Origin of the sequence: Streptomyces sp. 4N124, from assembly GCF_052245395.1 — a bacterium.
In the GTDB taxonomy this organism is placed as follows: Bacteria; Actinomycetota; Actinomycetes; order Streptomycetales; family Streptomycetaceae; genus Streptomyces.
This window is the reverse complement of the sequence record NZ_JBQQBS010000009.1, coordinates 102,114-118,451: the sequence shown is the minus strand read 5'-3', so window position 1 is coordinate 118,451 and position 16,338 is coordinate 102,114. Positions and strand designations below refer to the sequence as shown.

General features: G+C 67.2%; 13 protein-coding genes. 9 read left to right on the top strand and 4 right to left on the bottom strand.

The window, feature by feature from the left end:
* Positions 1-182 precede the first annotated feature (182 nt).
* Both ACTWQO_RS11940 and ACTWQO_RS11935 read right to left on the bottom strand, forming a co-directional pair.
* On the bottom strand, positions 183-761 hold the full coding sequence (locus tag ACTWQO_RS11940; protein WP_443237219.1) for a MarR family winged helix-turn-helix transcriptional regulator: 579 nt from the start codon (positions 759-761) through the stop codon (positions 183-185).
* A 495-nt stretch (positions 762-1,256) separates the two neighbouring features.
* Positions 1,257-1,856 carry a TetR/AcrR family transcriptional regulator gene (locus tag ACTWQO_RS11935; RefSeq protein ID WP_443237218.1) on the bottom strand — a complete coding sequence of 200 codons (600 nt, stop codon included), beginning with the start codon at positions 1,854-1,856 and terminating at the stop codon, positions 1,257-1,259.
* A gap of 169 nt (positions 1,857-2,025) precedes the next feature.
* On the opposite strand from ACTWQO_RS11935, the gene ACTWQO_RS11930 reads away from it, so the two are divergent.
* The 5 genes from ACTWQO_RS11930 to ACTWQO_RS11910 all read left to right on the top strand — a co-directional run bounded on the left by ACTWQO_RS11930 (position 2,026) and on the right by ACTWQO_RS11910 (position 11,022).
* On the top strand, positions 2,026-3,654 hold the full coding sequence (locus ACTWQO_RS11930; RefSeq protein WP_443237217.1) for a pyridoxal phosphate-dependent decarboxylase family protein: 1,629 nt from the start codon (positions 2,026-2,028) through the stop codon (positions 3,652-3,654).
* Positions 3,655-4,639: 985 nt separating this feature from the next.
* Entirely contained in the window at positions 4,640-6,436 is a 1,797-nt protein-coding gene (locus ACTWQO_RS11925; RefSeq protein ID WP_443237216.1) for an alpha-L-fucosidase, read from the top strand.
* A gap of 464 nt (positions 6,437-6,900) precedes the next feature.
* A complete protein-coding gene (locus ACTWQO_RS11920) occupies positions 6,901-8,010 on the top strand; it encodes an MBL fold metallo-hydrolase (protein WP_443237215.1) in 1,110 nt (369 codons plus the stop codon).
* Positions 8,011-8,276: 266 nt separating this feature from the next.
* The gene (locus ACTWQO_RS11915) at positions 8,277-9,917 is read left to right on the top strand and encodes an MFS transporter (protein ID WP_443237214.1); all 1,641 of its coding nucleotides are present in this window, start codon (positions 8,277-8,279) and stop codon (positions 9,915-9,917) included.
* Between the two features lie 184 nt (positions 9,918-10,101).
* Positions 10,102-11,022 carry a LysR family transcriptional regulator gene (locus ACTWQO_RS11910; protein ID WP_443237213.1) on the top strand — a complete coding sequence of 307 codons (921 nt, stop codon included), beginning with the start codon at positions 10,102-10,104 and terminating at the stop codon, positions 11,020-11,022.
* 50 nt (positions 11,023-11,072) lie between these two features.
* On the opposite strand, the gene ACTWQO_RS11905 is transcribed toward ACTWQO_RS11910, so the two are convergent.
* Positions 11,073-11,567, bottom strand: coding sequence for a MarR family winged helix-turn-helix transcriptional regulator (locus ACTWQO_RS11905; RefSeq protein ID WP_443237212.1), 495 nt, complete (start codon positions 11,565-11,567; stop codon positions 11,073-11,075).
* Positions 11,568-11,727: 160 nt separating this feature from the next.
* Here ACTWQO_RS11905 and ACTWQO_RS11900 point away from each other — a divergent pair, with 160 nt between their 5' ends.
* A complete protein-coding gene (locus ACTWQO_RS11900; protein ID WP_443237211.1) occupies positions 11,728-13,068 on the top strand; it encodes an aminomethyl transferase family protein in 1,341 nt (446 codons plus the stop codon).
* 37 nt (positions 13,069-13,105) lie between these two features.
* Here ACTWQO_RS11900 and ACTWQO_RS11895 read toward each other — a convergent pair whose 3' ends face one another.
* Positions 13,106-13,516 (bottom strand): cupin domain-containing protein, encoded by a 411-nt coding sequence (locus ACTWQO_RS11895; protein WP_443237327.1) that lies wholly within the window; start codon positions 13,514-13,516, stop codon positions 13,106-13,108.
* Between the two features lie 235 nt (positions 13,517-13,751).
* Between ACTWQO_RS11895 and ACTWQO_RS11890 the strand changes: the two genes are divergently transcribed.
* The 3 genes from ACTWQO_RS11890 to ACTWQO_RS11880 all read left to right on the top strand — a co-directional run bounded on the left by ACTWQO_RS11890 (position 13,752) and on the right by ACTWQO_RS11880 (position 16,326).
* The gene (locus tag ACTWQO_RS11890; RefSeq protein WP_443237210.1) at positions 13,752-14,312 is read left to right on the top strand and encodes a carboxymuconolactone decarboxylase family protein; all 561 of its coding nucleotides are present in this window, start codon (positions 13,752-13,754) and stop codon (positions 14,310-14,312) included.
* A 76-nt stretch (positions 14,313-14,388) separates the two neighbouring features.
* Positions 14,389-15,300 (top strand): LysR family transcriptional regulator, encoded by a 912-nt coding sequence (locus ACTWQO_RS11885; protein WP_443237209.1) that lies wholly within the window; start codon positions 14,389-14,391, stop codon positions 15,298-15,300.
* 111 nt (positions 15,301-15,411) lie between these two features.
* Positions 15,412-16,326, top strand: coding sequence for a VOC family protein (locus ACTWQO_RS11880; RefSeq protein ID WP_443237208.1), 915 nt, complete (start codon positions 15,412-15,414; stop codon positions 16,324-16,326).
* Positions 16,327-16,338: the final 12 nt, after the last annotated feature.

The following is a 16,338-nucleotide window of genomic DNA, read 5'->3' as shown; positions in this document are numbered from 1 at the left end:
CCGGGCCACGAACGAGGGCGGGTGCTCCCCGTGGCACGGGTGACGCGGCGCTGGGTCTCTGCTACACCCCGACAGGGAAGACGACCTGGACCGATGCGTCCCTGACTCAGAGCGCGATGTCGGCCGTCATCGCGGCGGAGACGTTCTCCCTTGAGTCCCGCCCCCGCTGCGCGGGCTCCGCCTCACGCCCTCGGCTTCGGACGGCGGCCACTGCGACGCAGGGCGGGCTCGGCACCGTTCAGGAGGGCACGCCGACGCTCCTCGCCGTGCTCCTCGACCTGGAGCACAACTCGCCGCAGTCCGTCCGCGACGCTGCGGCACTCCTCGTCGTCGAGCTGCCCGGCGACGAATGCCTCCTCCTCGTTGAACTGCGGGAACACCCGCCGCATCAGTTCCTCGCCCTCGTCCGTGAGGCTGAGCAGAACCAGCCTCCCGTCGGTGGGATGACCGCCCCGCCGCACCAGCCCCCGTGCCTCCAGCGTGCGCGCGACCCCGGTGAGTGTGCCCTTGGAGATCCCCGCTTCCTCAGCCACGTGCCGGGTCTCCGACTCGCCCCAGACCCAGACCACCCAGAGCACGACGAACGCCGTCCAGGTCAGATCGGATCCGCGGAGTACGGAGTTCTCCAGATGCTGCCGGACCGCCGAGGCCGCCCGGTAGATGTTGGCCACGACAGCCATCTGCTCATGGCGGATCGGGATACCGCCGAGTTTGGCTTCGGCCAGCTTCTCGGCTTCCGTGATGGATCGATGGCCGGGCACGGGCACACCCCTTCGATGTCTTTGCGACACGCTGGATCGACAGTATCGTTCGGACTCAAATTGTACGAAGCGCCAAGCGAGGGAGCGATCGGCCTTCGGTCGCCGATCTGGCCAAGGGCGGTTTCGCTCTCATGTCCCGCCGGCTCGGGGAGACCGATTGGCGCGAACGTCGGCTGGATGAGCGGGCAAGCCGGCACGGGTATGGATGACACCGGAGGCCGCCGCACTTGATCGGTCGCAAGCGCTGTTCTCAGGTGTCAGTGCCGTGTACTGCCCGGACGAGGGCATCGTCGAAGGGGGTCTCGGCCCGTGCCTACGCCGGCGATACCGAGAGTTGCGGCGTGTCGATCATGGAATCGCAGGGGATGGCAGCGGGTCCTGGCCCCTCCGTGGTCTGCGGAACGGACGACGGCTCGAAGCCGGTCGGGTGGTGGCGCGCGCAACGAACCACGGCGCGAACAAGTTATGAGTACTTCTGCGCACTGCGTGCGCGGATCATGGAGTGCCGGTCTGCAACCTCGCGATGAGTCCGTCGAGTATCCGCAACTGGCGGACGGGTGTGGTCAGGCGAGCCGAGAAGATCGCGTTGATCTGGAGTCCCATCAGCGTGGCCATCACAAGGTCCAAGAACGCTTCGAGATCGCAGGACGGGTTGATCTCTCTCGCTTCGGCCGCAGTGCGTAGATACGAGAGCATCTGATCGCGCCAGCGCGATATCGCCTGGTCGTAGACGTCGATCAGTTCCTCATCGGCTACCGCGTAGTTCCAGAAGCCGATGACAACCCGGGCCTCATCGAGACGCTCGTCGTCCAGGGGCATGATCTCGATGCAGAACTTGCGGAACGCGTTCACGCCACTGGCACCGGCGATGGTGCGGGCGGCCCGCTGCTCGGTGGCTGCGTTGGCGCGCTCCAGCGCGGCCCGCAGAATCGATGCCTTGGTGGGAAAGTATCGTCCGAGCGCACCGTTGGTGAATCCCGCTTCGGTGGCGAGATCCCGCATGTTCAGCGCCGCGAATCCCCGCCGCGCGACGAGGCGCCACACAGCTTCGATGATCTCTTCACGCCGCGCGTCGTGGTCCACGATCTTGGGCATGGCGACACCTTACCAACGGGTAGACATCTGCATGCTGGTGGCTGTGGTCAGCACCATTGCAGCTCAACTGAGAACGTTCAATGGCTGGGCAGGCACGGTGTCGGTCCCCCGTGGAGCAGTGGTCGGCCGCACGGTTCGCCCCTTCCCAGCAGTCCGATGAGGGATTACATTGGAGCTATTAGTCTACAACTGTAGACGTAAGGCTCTGGCGCGGCACCAGTCGGTACGCAGCACCGAGGCCCCTTTGTATCCGGTACCGGCCACCTCGCCCTGGGCGCCGGGCCCCCGGCGTCCGGCGCCCAGACAGGCGTCCAGCCCTCGTCATGACCATCACGACCTCATAGGACGAATCGTGCCTGATCTCGCGCCAGATGAATTCCGCCGCCAAGGCCACCAGTTGGTCGACTGGGTTGCCCAATACCGCGCCTCGCTCCCCTCCCTGCATGTGCAGCCGAAGGTCTCACCGGGCTCCGTGAAGGCTCGGCTTCCTCGCGAACTGCCTGAGCAACCGTCCGAGGCGCTGGGCGATGAACTCATCGCCCTGCTCAACGACGTGATCGTTCCCTCGTCCCTCCATTGGCAGCACCCAGGCTTCTTCGGCTACTTCCCGGCGAACGCGTCACTGCTGTCGCTCCTCGGTGACATCGCGTCGGGCGGGATCGGAGCGCAGGGGATGCTCTGGTCGACATCGCCGGCGGGGACGGAGATCGAGCAGGTCCTACTCGACGGTCTGGCGGACGCGCTGGGCCTTGGTCGCGAGTTCACTTTCGCCGGGGGCGGAGGCGGTTCGCTGCAGGATTCGGCCTCGTCGGCATCTTTGGCGGCGCTGCTGGCGGCGCTGCAACGCAGCAACCCGGACTGGCGCGAACACGGCGTGGACGGCACCGAGACCGTGTACGTCACTGCCGAGACCCACTCGTCACTGGCCAAGGCCGTGCGTGTGGCTGGGCTCGGCGCGCGAGCATTGCGGATCGTCCCTTTTGCGCAGGGCACGCTGTCCATGTCGGCGGATGCCCTGGCAGACATGCTGGCCAAGGACGCAGCCGCCGGAAAGAGGCCGGTCATGGTCTGTCCGACCGTGGGAACAACCGGCACGGGTGCCATCGACCCCGTCATAGACGTCGCCCTGGCGGCGCGTGAGTACGAGGCGTGGGTGCACGTCGACGCCGCGTGGGCGGGAGTCGCGGCGTTGTGTCCCGAGTTCCGCTGGCTCCTGGACGGCGTGGACCTTGCCGACTCGTTCTGCACCGACGCACACAAATGGTTCTACACCGCCTTCGACGCCTCCTTCATGTGGGTGAGGGATGCCCGAGCGCTGCCGACAGCACTGTCCATCACGCCGGAGTATCTGCGTAACGCTGCGACGGAATCGGGCGAAGTCGTCGATTACCGCGACTGGCAGGTCCCGCTGGGCCGTCGTATGCGTGCGTTGAAGATCTGGTCGGTGGTGCACGGCGCCGGACTGGAAGGCCTGCGCGAAAGCATCCGCGGCCACGTCGCCATGGCCGACTCCCTGGCCGGCAGGATCGAGAGCGAGCCGGGCTTCGCCCTGGCTGCCCCGCCGTCACTGGCGCTCGTATGTCTGTACCTCGTCGACCGGGACGGTCGCCCCGACGACGCCGCCACCAAGGCGGCAATGGAGGCGGTCAACGCCGAAGGGCATTCCTTTCTCACGCACACATCGGTCAACGGTCACTTCGCGATTCGCGTCGCCATCGGCACGCCGACGACGCTGCCCGACCACATCGACACCCTGTGGGACTCGCTTCGCCAGGCCGCCCGCCAGAACGGTGCGTGACGTAAGGGCTATGTCAGGGTCAGGCCCGTCTGGCGAGGCGAGCCGGCATCTCGTCGCCTTGCCGCACCTGGCGCGCTTCGGAGCCGGCAATGGCCCGGTCCCTTCGCAGGCACTGGCGAACGGGCTGGGCTCCACAGACGGGGATACCAGCGACCTGCGGCGATAAGGCGGCCCACAGTCTTGCGGCGCTGCTGGCGGGCAACGCCGCGGCGTCGTCGGCCGGCCCGAGACGCGCGGCGTTCAGCACGACCGTTCAGGAGGCGCGTCGGCTTCCGGAACGGCGACGATTGAGTGAGGCCGGCTGGCACTCAGCTGGTGCCAGTTCCCGTTCCGGCCGTACACGCGACGGAAATGCGCGGCCCCGGCAAGCAGGTGTGGCACCGGCCGACCGCGGACCAGGCTGTGCTCGCGGTGGGCAGACTGTGGTCGCCTGCGGCCGCTTGGCAGTGTCGCGCCCGTCGCTTTCGGAGGCATCGGGGTCGCAGGCGGTCGGCGCGGCGGCATCGGTGGAGCGATTGGGAGGGGTCTCCCGTGAGCGTCTGGATCGCCTTGGCCGAGCGTTCGGGTTGTGGCGGGCATCGCTCATGCCGCCCGTGGGATCCTCGACGCCGCTCATTTGGGGTCGAGGATCCCTCAGCCCTACGGACGGTGCTGCGGGCCCATCCGAACGGGGTCCACATCTAGGCGCTCCACAGGTTCCTCCGCTTGACTGCTGGGTCTCTGATCGAGGAGAGCCGACCTCAATAGATCCCATCTATAGAGTTGACCTCAAGGGAAGGTGATCTTCTGCACCTAAACACGTCCCAGAACCTCCTTTACAAGGCCCATGCTTGGGCGAATCTTGTCTCACCTGTAGACGCGGCCACCGTTGTGCTCCTATAAATTCATCCGATGTCTACTGCAGTGCGCCGTGGAGCATGGTTGCCAAGGCGGTGTTCCGCTCCTGACGCCGTGCCCTCTCTCCCCTGACACATGGAGCCGCACCATGTCCCCTGCCTCCCTCAGCAGACGCTCTCTGATGAAGGCCGCCGCCCTTGCCGGAGGAGTGGCGGCCTTCGGAGTGCCGCAGGCCCTGTGGCCCTCCGCCGCCGAGGCCTACACGGTTCCCTCGAAGATGGACTGGTGGTACCAGGCCCGGTTCGGCATGTTCATCCACGTCGGGTCCTACTCCTACCTGGGCCACGGCGAGTGGGCGTTCTACAGCGAGAACTGGGCCAAGGCCGACTACCAGAACCAGGTCAGCGCGCCCTTCAACCCGACCTCGTTCAACGCCGCGACCATCGCGGAGCTCGCCAAGAACGCCGGCATGAAGTATCTCGTGATCACCGCCAAGCACCACGAGGGCTACGCGATGTGGGACTCCGACGTGGCGAGCTTCACCGACACCACGGGCACCAAGCAGTACAACCTGCGCGACTACAGCGGCTACCAGCCCGATCTGCTCGCGCAGTTGAAGACGGAGTGCGAGAGCCGGGGGGTCAAGTTCGGGCTGTACTACTCGATCATGGACTGGAACCACTCCTCCCAGACCGCCAACCACAGCACCGTCTTCTCCACGATGGCCTCGCAGTCCGCCCGCACCGCCTACATCACCGACATGAAGGCCCAGTTGCAGGAGCTGCTGGACCGCTACGACCCGGCCGTGCTGTGGTTCGACGGCGACTGGTGCGGCAACCCCGCCAGCCCCACACTCGACGACTGGTGGATCAAGTCGGACGGCCAGGACCTGTACAACTGGCTGATCAGCCGCAAGCCCGGACTCGTCGTGAACGAGCGGGTCAAGCGCGACCTCGGCCTGGGCGACTTCGCCTGCCCGGAACAGACGGTCCCCGCCACACCGATGGACCGGCCCTGGGAGACCTGCGCCACGATGAACGGCGCCTGGGGTTACGACCAGTCGAAGGAGAGCTCCTACCGGTCCGTCCAGGCCCTGCTTCGGGAATTCATCACGGTCGTCTCCCGGGACGGCAACTACCTGCTCAACATCGGTCCCAAGGGCGACGGCACCATCACCTCCGGCACCGTGAACGTCCTGGGCGGCATCGGCTCCTGGATGGACACCTACGGCGACAGCGTCTACGGCACCAGCGGCAGCCCCTTCGCCGCCGAACCGTCCTGGGGCAAGGTCACCATGAAGGACGGCAAGCTGTTCGCCCACGTCTTCACCTGGCCCACGGACCGCGTGCTCCGGATCCCGGAGGTCTCCAACACCATCAGCCGCGTCTACCTGCTGAACAACCCCTCCACCTCGCTCTCCTACACCGTCAGCGGCGGCACCATCAACGTCACCGTCCCGGCCACCGCGCCCAGCGCCGACGTCTCGGTGGTCTGCGTCGAGGTCAGCGGCATGCCCGCGGTCCTGCCGGAGGGCGTCTACCGCCTGGTGTGCGCCAACAGCGGCAAGGCCCTCGACAACGGCAACGTCACCACGCAGGGCAGCTCGGTGATCCAGTACACCGAGAACGGCGGCACCCCCCAGCAGTGGAGCCTCGCCTACACGGGGCATGGCTACTACAAGCTGGTCTGCGTCCGCAGCGGCAAGGCTCTGGACAACGGCAACGTCACCACCGAGGGCAGCGCGGTCATCCAGTACACCTCCAACACCGGAACCCCCCAGCAGTGGGCCATCTCGTCCCTGGGCGGCGGACGGTACAAGCTCGTCAACCGCCGCAGCGGCAAGGCTCTGGACAACGGCAACGTCACCACCGAGGGCAGCAAGGTGATCCAGTACACCTCCAACAGCGGCACTCCTCAGCAGTGGACCATGACCAAGGTCGGCTGACCGTCGCGCACCGGTCTCTCTGCACAACCACCCCTTCCCCATGCGGAGTTCCCTCCGGACCGGCCGCGCTGGCGGCTCGAGATCACACCTGAGCGGTTCATCCGATGCGGCGGCGCTGAGCAGCGCCGCCGCACTCATTGCTTCGTCGGCTCGACCGCCGAACCGCGCTCGCCTCATGCAGGGTCCCGCGGCACGACACCGGCACCGGCCCGCAGTTCCGCCGCGCACCGTCCGGAAACGCCGAGCCCGGCGGGTGACACCCCCTGCCACCCGCCGGGCGTCGAGCTGTCCGCTGGCGGGCCGCTGCGCTTCCTGTGGTCGGCTCGACGTGGCAAGTGGAGCAGCTTTCACTCTGCGCAACCTCATGCTGCGCGCCGAACCATAGACCGTCTCGCGTGCTGTGACGACTGTGGCAGCGCACGATTCGAGCCGCACGAAGGAGTTGGTCCGCCATGTGTGAGTCGATGAGCGATGCTGCGGACGCGCACCCGTCCCGCAGAAGGCTGCTGGCCGCGGCGGCGGCATCGGCCACTGCCGTCGCCGTACCCCTGTTGGGAAGTGAACGGGCTTCGGCCGCCACGTCGGTGACGGGAGCGAAGGGGTCCGGGAAGGGCCTGTCGTTGACCTTGCTGGGCACCAACGGTGGCCCGCCACCGCTCGCGACCCGGTACGGCATCTCCTCCGCGCTCGTCGTCAACGGCCGTACATACGTGGTGGATTGCGGTCGGGGAGCGGTCACCCAGTTTCTGCGAGCCGGGCTGTCGATGCCCTCTCTGGCCGGCATCTTCCTCACGCATCTCCATGCCGACCACATCGTCGACTACTACGCCTTTCCGATGCTGGCGGCCGGTGCCGCGGGAACGCAGGGCTTCCAGAACGGCATCGACGTGTACGGCCCCGGGGCGGCCGGCATGGCCTCCACCGTCACCGGTGCGCCCGGGCCCCTGCCGGGGACGGTGGAGATGACGCGCCTCGCCGGTCAGGCATACGCGGCATCCGCCACCTTCTTCATGACGGAGCACGCGGGCATCGACCCGGCCACCCTGCTGAACGTCCACGACCTCGCGCCGCCCCCTGCAGTCGGCGCCTCCGCTGCCCGCACCGCACCGACGATGCGGCCTTTCACCGTCATGGAGAACGACGACGTCAGAATTACCGCGGTCCTGGTCCCGCACGGTGCGGTGTTCCCCGCCTACGCCTACCGGTTCGACACCGACCACGGCAGCGTCGTCTTCTCCGGGGACACCGCCCCGACGCCGAACATCGTGACACTCGCCCGTGATGCGGACGTCCTTGTGCACGAGACCGTCTACCCCGCCGGGCTGGCAAGCCTCGGACTGCCGCAGAGTCTGATCGACCACATCCTGGACAGCCACACCGATGTGGCTCAACTCGGCCACATCGCTGCGCAGGCTGGGGCGCGCACGCTCGTCGCCACCCACCTCGGCCCGGGACAGGAGTCCGCGGTCAGCGACTCGACCTGGCGAGGCCTTCTGCACCACAGTGCGCGCGACGCCGACTACGACGGCCGCATGCTGCTGGGCTCCGACCTGATGCGCGTCGCGGTGCGTTAGCGAGGAAGACCCCCTCCGGAGCGCCACCCACGACGACGTACGCCCTGAACTGCCACGAGCCGTCGGTGTCGTTCACCTTGCTTGCAGCTCCAACGGCATCCCCAGCGGGGCCAGGACGCATACGGTCCTGGCACTTTCGCGGATCAGCACTGGAGTCCGCCGCACATGCGGTGCCGCGGCGCAACAGCGGCGTTCGACCGCCGGTCACCGGACGGTCGGCGGCCGCTCTCACCCCTTGTCCTCCCAACTCCGTGTCTTGAGGTGCCATGTCGGCCATCACTCCTGCCCCGTCCCAGTCCAAGCAGCCCCCGCCCGCATCCCGGCACACCACAAGCACCATCGTGCTGGCCTGTCTAGGGGTGTTCGTCTCCTACCTGCCGGTCGTCGGTGTCTCCGTCGCGCTTCCAGTCATGCAGCAGGCGCTCGATGCCTCCACCGCCGGGCTCCAGTGGATCACCGACGCATTCATCCTGCCGACCGCGGCCCTGCTGCTGACTTGTGGAATGATCGGCGACCTGTACGGCCGCAAGAAGGCATACCTCGGCGGGTTGGCGCTCTTCTGCCTCGGCTGCCTCGTATGCCTGACCGCCGACAGCGTGGTGCAGGTCTGTGTGGGCCAGGCACTCACCGGCATAGGCACCGCCGCACTGCTCCCGTCCACCCTCGGCCTGATCAGCCATGTCTGTCCGGACCCCCACAGGCGGGCGAGGGCCATCGCCCTGTGGACCGCCTCGCTGGGACTCGGCCTGACCCTCGGCCCGCTGATCAACGGTGTGATCGTTGAGCACGCGAGCTGGCGGTGGATCTTCCTTCCCTCCCTGGTCATGGGCGTCGTCACGGTAGTGGCCGGTGCCGTGGTCCTCAAGGACTCCCGCGCGGAACGCGAACGCCACCTGGACATCCCCGGACAGCTGCTGGCCGTCGTCGCGATCACGGGACTGGTCTACGGCGTCATCGAGGGCGGCAGCGCCGGCTGGGGATCCGCCCAGGTCGTGATTGCGTTCCTGGCGGCCGCCTTCGGTCTGCTGGCCTTCGTCCTGGTGGAGCTACGCTCGCCCTGCCCGATGCTGGACATGCGCCTCTTCAAGTCCCCGGCGTTCTCGGGGGCCGCGCTCGTGATGGCCCTGACCCTGTTCGCCCAGGTCGGCCTGGTCTTCGCGCTCAGTGAGTTCTTCGGCCTCGTCCACCACGCCTCGACACTGGACATCGCCATACGCCTGATCGCCATCAACGGCTTCACCGTCGTCCTGGGGCCCCTGGTCGGACGTCTGATGAACTGGACCTCACCCGGACTGCTGCTGGTCACCGGCCTCGTGGTGGGAGGCATCGGTGCCCTGCTCGTCAACCTCTTCCACGCCTCTACCGGCACCGGCGAAGCGGCCCTGGTCATCGGGGTCCTGGGCATCGGTATCGCCCTGGCCATGGCCCCGATCACGACGATCGCCATGAACAGCCTGCCGCACCAGTTGGCAGGTACGGCAGGCGCCGCCAACAGCGCGCTGCGCCAGATCGGCAGCGCACTCGGCCCCGCCGTCTTCGGTGTCATCCTCACCAATCGCACGCTGGACAGCCTGCCCGGCCACCTTGCCCAGTCCGGTCTGAACGCCGCCGACCAGGGCCAGGTGAACGGCATCGTGTCGAATGTCGGCATCCAGGCCGGCGCGTTCCTCCACCTGAAGACCCCGCAGACCACCGGCCAGGCCCTGTCGGCCTACGGCGCGAGCTTCTCCGACGCGCTGCACACCTGTGCCCTGGTCGGCGGTATCGGCATGCTGGTCGCCGCTGTGATCGCCTTCGTCCTGATCGGTGTCCGTAGCCGGCCGGAACACAGTGCGGAGCGGACGGCGGAGACGGTGACGCACCCGGCCGGGGCCGCGGGGGCGACCGCAGCCGGCGAGGTGAGCTGACCTTCGGGACGACAGGGTGGTTGTTCTCGGTGTCTCCGAGGACAACCACCCTGTCGGTACGTCGTCGCCACCGTAGATTCCGGCCTCGTCAAGGACGTGCTGCATCTGTTATCGTGCTAGAACGATTAAGTTACCCGTGCCGAACGGAGAGACGCCGGCGCAAAGGTGGGCGGGAGGCACCCCCATGGACCGCATGCTCCTGATGCGCAGCTTCGTGACCGTCGCGCAGGTGGGCAGCTTCAGCCAGGCCGCCAGAGCGCTCAATTCCTCGGGATCGCTCGTGTCCCGTCATGTCGCGGAGCTGGAGCGCCAGGTCGGGGTACGGCTCGTCAACCGGACGGCCCGCTCGGTCAGCCTCACCGAACCCGGACTGCGCTACGCCGAGTTCGCCGCCCGCATCCTCAAGGAGATCGAGACCGAGGATGCCAGCATCGCCGAGCTGAACGACCGCGCGGAAGGGAGCCTGGGGGTCCTCGCCCCGAAGTGGATCGGCAGCCTCGACCTCGGCGACGCGATCGCCGCCTTCTCGACCGCCCACCCCAAGATTCGCGTGCGTTTCGAACTGGGCGGCTTGTCCGACCGCACCTACGACTTCCTGGACGGCGGATTTGACGTCGCCCTGCACACCCGCGACCTGCGGGACTCCAGCGTTCGCCTGAAGAAGATCACTTCCCTGCCCTTCGTGCTGTGCGCGTCGAGGGACTACATCGCCAGGCACGGGGCTCTGACTCATCCCGACAGCCTGGCATCGCACGACTGCCTGGTGCACGTCAACGAGCCCGTATGGCGGCTCGGACACGGGGCGACCTCCACACTGCACAAGATCCGCAACGTCGCCTATTCATCGAACTCCTACATCGCCCTGCGCAAGGCCGCGGTGCTCGGACGCGGCATCGCACTGCTGCCCGAGCGCTCGGCGCACGACGAACTGATGTCGGGAGCACTGCAGGTTCTGCTGCCCGGCCATGTGGTTCCTGAGCGGCCGCTGTACGCCGTCTACGGTCCGGGGCAGCCCACGCCCCGTAAGGTCATGGTCTTTCTTCAGTTCCTCGCCCAGTGGTTCAAGGACAATCCGATTCCGGCCCTCGAAGGTGCCGGCGCCTAGCCGCGAACGCCTGCAATCCATGGCGTGCGGCACGGGCCCCTGATCACGAGTCAAGGCGCGGCCCGCACCACCGGCCACAACGAGGCCGATGACGGGTCCTCGCCCTCGAGCGCGATCGTCAGTCGCCGCAGGGTCGCCATGGTCGCCGCCCTGTCCTCACCCAGGATCTCGCCGAGCGCGGCGTCGGCCTCGGCGATGCGCGCACGGCCGTCCGCGACGCCGGCGAGACCGGTCTCGGTGAGCTCATGAAGGACGACGCGCTTGTGCACGGGATGCGGCAGACGCCGGACCCAGCCGAGGCGTTCGAGTTGACCCAGCGCCGTCGTCACGCTCTGCGGCGTGAGGCGGAAGAGGCGGGCAAGATCGGATGCGGACATGAGGCCGAGTTCGTCGAGGTGAACGGCGAGCCCGAGTTGGGTCAGTGTGACGCCCAGGCCCTCGACGGCGGACTGGGTGTGGCGGTGCACCGCCTGCTGGGCCCGCCAGAGCACATGGGGGAACCCGTCCTGCCATGTGGGATCAGCCCGCCCTGTCGCCGATGTCATCGACACCCTCCGTTCGTGAGGGGACCCATTGTCCACCTGTTCCGTCCATCGCTCGCAGCCGATTGTTTCAGACATCTTCAAACTATTCAGGTGTCTGATATAGCCTGGAGGCCTCGCGCGGCAACGAACTGCCGTGCGGCGACGGCATGGGAGGACTGTCATGGCCAGCCTCGAGGAAGAGATCAACAACGCCGGGGGAGCGCTCGCGCTGCTGAGGCAGGGGCGCTCCGGGGCGTACCCGTTTCCCATCAAGGCCGAGTTCACCAACTGGCGCGACGAGCAAGAGGCTTGGCGCAACAGCGCCGCGCTGATGGACCTGTCGCACCACATGACCGATCTCCTGGTCCAGGGGCCGGACACCTACACGCTGCTCCAGCACCTCGGGGCGAACAGCTTCGAGGGCTTCGGGCCGGACAGTGCCAAGCAGCTCATCGCGGTCAGGCCGGACGGCTACATGATCGGCGACTGCATTCTGTTCTGTGCCGGTGACCACGATGTCCGCATCGTCGGCCGCCCGCCGGCCCTCAACTGGGTCGAGTTCAACGCGTCCACCGGCGACTGGGACGTCACCGTGCGCCGGGACGAACGTACTGTCAACAACCCCAAGGGCAGGGACCTGTTCCGGCTCCAGTTGCAGGGCCCGCACGCCGCCGCCATCTTCGAGAAGGTCAACGGCGGCCCGATGCCCGACATCCCGTTCTTCCACATGGGCCGCTTCAAGGTCGGCCCCTACGAGGTCACCGCGCTCAACCACCGGATGTCCGGCTTCCCGGGCTACGAATTCACCGGGCCCTACGCGGACTTCGAGGCGGTACGCGACCAGATCGTGGAGGCCGGCGCCGAGTACGGCGTGCGCCAGGTGGGCGCACGTGCGTACGCCTCGGTCGCCACCGAGTCCGGCTGGATCGCGAACACCCTGCCGGCAACCTACAGCGGCGAGGACATGAAGGCGTTCCGGGAGTGGATGCCCGCCCGGTCCTTCGAAGGCAATCTCGCCCTCGGCGGCAGCTATGTGGCGGATCGCATCGAGGACTACTACCTCACCCCGTGGGATCTGGGCTACGGCCACATTGTCAAGTTCGATCACGACTTCGTCGGACGCGAAGGACTCGAACGGATCAAGGACCAGCCGCATCGCCGCAAGGCGTGGGTGCTGTGGGACCGCCACGACGTGGCAAAGATCTTCGCGAGCATGTACGAACAGGGCGACGAGCGCTTCAAGTACCTTGAGATGCCTGCCGCCTTCTACACGGCCTGCCAGTTCGACCGCGTGGAGAAGGACGCTGAACTCGTCGGCGCGGCCATGCTGACCGTGTACTCGGCGAACGTGCGCGGCTGGATCTCCCTCGGCACGATCGACCCGACCGCGGCCGTGGGTGACGAGGTGGAGATCGTGTGGGGCGAGCCCAACGGCGGATCACCGAATCCGGCCGTCGAGCGGCACACCCAGACCCGCGTAAGGGGCACGGTCATGTCACGTCCCTTCTCCAACAAGCACTGACGCGACGGCCGAACTCAATCGTTCCCATTGAGCTGCGTCAATCCTTGCCCATCTGGTCCTCCGCCGACAGGTGTTCCACCGTCTTACCGGTCTCGGTGAAAGTGCGTGTCACATGGCCCGAGGAATAGACCCACAGGATGCGCAAGGGAACGCCGCCGATATTGCGGAACAGGTGGGGGATGGGCGACGGGATATACGTGGTGTCGAACTGCTCCAGCTTCGTCACTTCGCCGTCGACCCAGACCTCCGCCTCGCCCTCAAGGATCGTGACGTGCTCGTCGCAGTTGTGTGAGTGAAGGGGCGCGCCGGAGCCGACCGGATACACACTCATGCCGCTGGTGATCTTGTTCTCCCCGCCGGCCGACGGCGTGGTGATCAGGGGTGTCGTGACGACGGCGCCCCCTCGGTCCAGCAGCGGCACCTGCGCGGTCTTGATGATCGTTGTCATGCGGAGTTCCTCTCCCTTCACGGTGATCCATCGACCGACGTTAGGTCACGCGCGCGTGAATGGGTGCCCTCCAACGTGCAGGTTTACCTTGCAATCCGAGAGGTGCCGAGGTGCCTGAACACGGCTGTACTGTCGCCTGGCAGCGCACGGCCTTTCGTTCCGTGCCCGAATCGCGCACCACAACGAACAGGCAGGTATCGGCCAGATGAGGCTCCCCGTTCTCAGCGAGAATGAAATGGACGAGCGCCAGCAGGAGCTGGCCGCTCGTATCGCCGGCCGGCGCGGCGCCGTCCGCGGCCCGTTCCGGGTCTGGCTGCACAGCCCTGAGATGTGCGAACGCGCCGAGTCCCTCGGGGCCTTCGCCCGTTTCGACTGCAGCCTCCCCAGGCACCTGCGCGAGCTCGCGCTGCTGATGGCCGCCCGGAACTGGGACGCCCAGTACTCCTGGAATGCCCATGTGCACCAGGCGATCGAGGCCGGCATCCCAGAAGCCGCGGTCAAGGCCATCGCCGAGAAGCGTGACGCCGTCTTCGAGAGCGAAGCCGACCAGGCCTTCTACCAGTTCTGCCGTGAGGTTCTGGAGGAGCACTTCGTCCGTGACGAGACCTTCGCCCGGGCGATTGAGCAATTCGGCTCCAGAGGGCTGGTCGACACCATCGGCGCGCTCGGCAACTTCACCATGCTCGGCATGTGCCTCAACACTTTCCAGGTGGACCTGCAGGCCGACAAGGAGCCCCCGTTTCCGGACATCCGCGGGCACGGACGCGTCGCGCCGACTCAGGGACAAGAAGGTTGACAAGATTGCCGACAATCCTCTTGTCTGAATACGCCCGGCTCCCGGCGTCGCGGGCGGGCGGCTCCTGGAGGAGAACATGGATCGCTTGCTCCTGATGCACAGCTTCATCACGGTTGCACAGTCCGGCAGCTTCAGCGGAGCGGCCAAGAGACTGGGCTCGTCGGGCTCGCTGGTGTCCCGGCACGTGGCGGAGCTGGAGCGGCGGGTGGGCGTTCGGCTGGTCAACCGCACGGCCCGCTCGGTGAGTCTCACCGAGCCGGGCCTGCGGTACGCGGAGTTCGCCGCCCGCATCCTGAACGAGATCGAGGCCGAGGACGCCGGCATCGCCCAGTCGCACGACCGCGCCGAGGGAACGCTCAGCATCATCTGCCCGAAATGGATCGGCAGCCTCGACCTCGGAGACGCCATTGCCGCGTTTTCCGCCGCCCATCCGAAAATCCACGTGCGCTTCGAACTCGGCGGAATGTCCGATCGTACCTACGACTTCCTGGACAGCGGATTCGACGTCGCTTTTCACACCCGGGATCTGCGTGATTCGAGTGTCCGTCTGAAGAAGGTCTCCTCACTGCCCTTCGTCCTGTGTGCCTCCAAGGCGTATGTCGACGAGCACGGCCCGCTCACCCACCCGAACGACCTCGCCGCCCACCACTGCCTCGTGCACGTCAACGACCCGGTCTGGCGCATCGGCCACGGACACGCCTCCACGTTGCACAAGATCCGCAATATCGCCTTCTCCTCGAACTCCTACATCGCCCTGCAGAAGGCGGCCGTGCATGGGCGCGGCATCGCCCTGCTGCCGCAGCGCCCGGTCTACGACGATCTGGTCTCTGGCGCGCTGCAGGTGCTGCTGCCGGAGCTGACGGTGCCCGACCGCCCGCTGTACGCGATCTACGGCCCCGGCCAGGCGACCCCGCGCAAGGTCAGCGTGTTCCTGAACTTCCTCACCGACTGGTTCTCGCTCAACCCCATCCCCGCGATCGGGCGGTAGGCGTCGCGCGGCAGTCGCAAGAAACGATTGCGAATTCCGTAGAGCCCACTCCGTTGAGACCGTGGCCTGCGGAAATCTAGGCTCACTGGCGAGCCGCGAAAAGAGGAATCCATGGGAATCCAGAGGATCGAATCGGTCACCTATGGCATCGACGACCTCGACGCATGCGTCCGTTTCTTCGACGACTTCGGACTGTTCCTCCTGGAACGGACCGAGGAGCACGCCGTCTTCGAGACGCTGACCGGGCAGCCCCTGCACCTGGAAACGCGTCCCGGCCCGTGGCTGCCGCCTCCGGTGGAGACGGGGCCCACCCTGCGCGAGGTGGTGTGGGGCGTGGACACGGCCGAGGAGTTGCAGCGGCTGGTGACGGCCGTCGCCAAGGACCACGAGGTCCGCGAGAGCGCCGACGGCGTCCACCACACCGTCGACGAGACCGGCTTCGGCGTCGGACTGACCCTCGCCCGCCCCAAGGCGGCCCCTGTCACCCCCCGCCCCGCCAACGCGCTCGGCCACGTCAACCGCTGGAACATCCCCTTGGAGCCCATCACCCGGGTACGCCCCCTGCGCATGTGCCATGTGGCCCTGAACATCCCCAAGCCCGGCAAGGAGGAGGCCGTCGCCTTCTACACCGACCTCCTGGGCTTCCGCCCGACCGACGTCGTCGAGCCGATGGGCGTGTTCCTGCAGGCCCCGGGCGACCAGGACCAGCACACCATGCTGCTGTGCCACCGCCCCGACAAGGCCGGCGTCAACCACATCGCCTACGAGGTCCCCGGCTTCGACGATGTGATCGAGGGCGGCAACTACATGATCGACCACGGCTGGCGGGAGGCCCGCAGGCTAGGCCGCCACACCGTCGGCTCCAACGTCTTCCGCTTCCTGCACGCCCCGTGTGGCGGCCGCGTCGAGTACGCCGCCGACATGGACCGGGTCGACGACCGCTACGAGACCCGCGTCCACGAGACCACCCCGCCGCACCACATCTGGGCCCTGCGCACCAACCGCGACCAGGACACCCCCGCCTGAGAGGCACCCCTT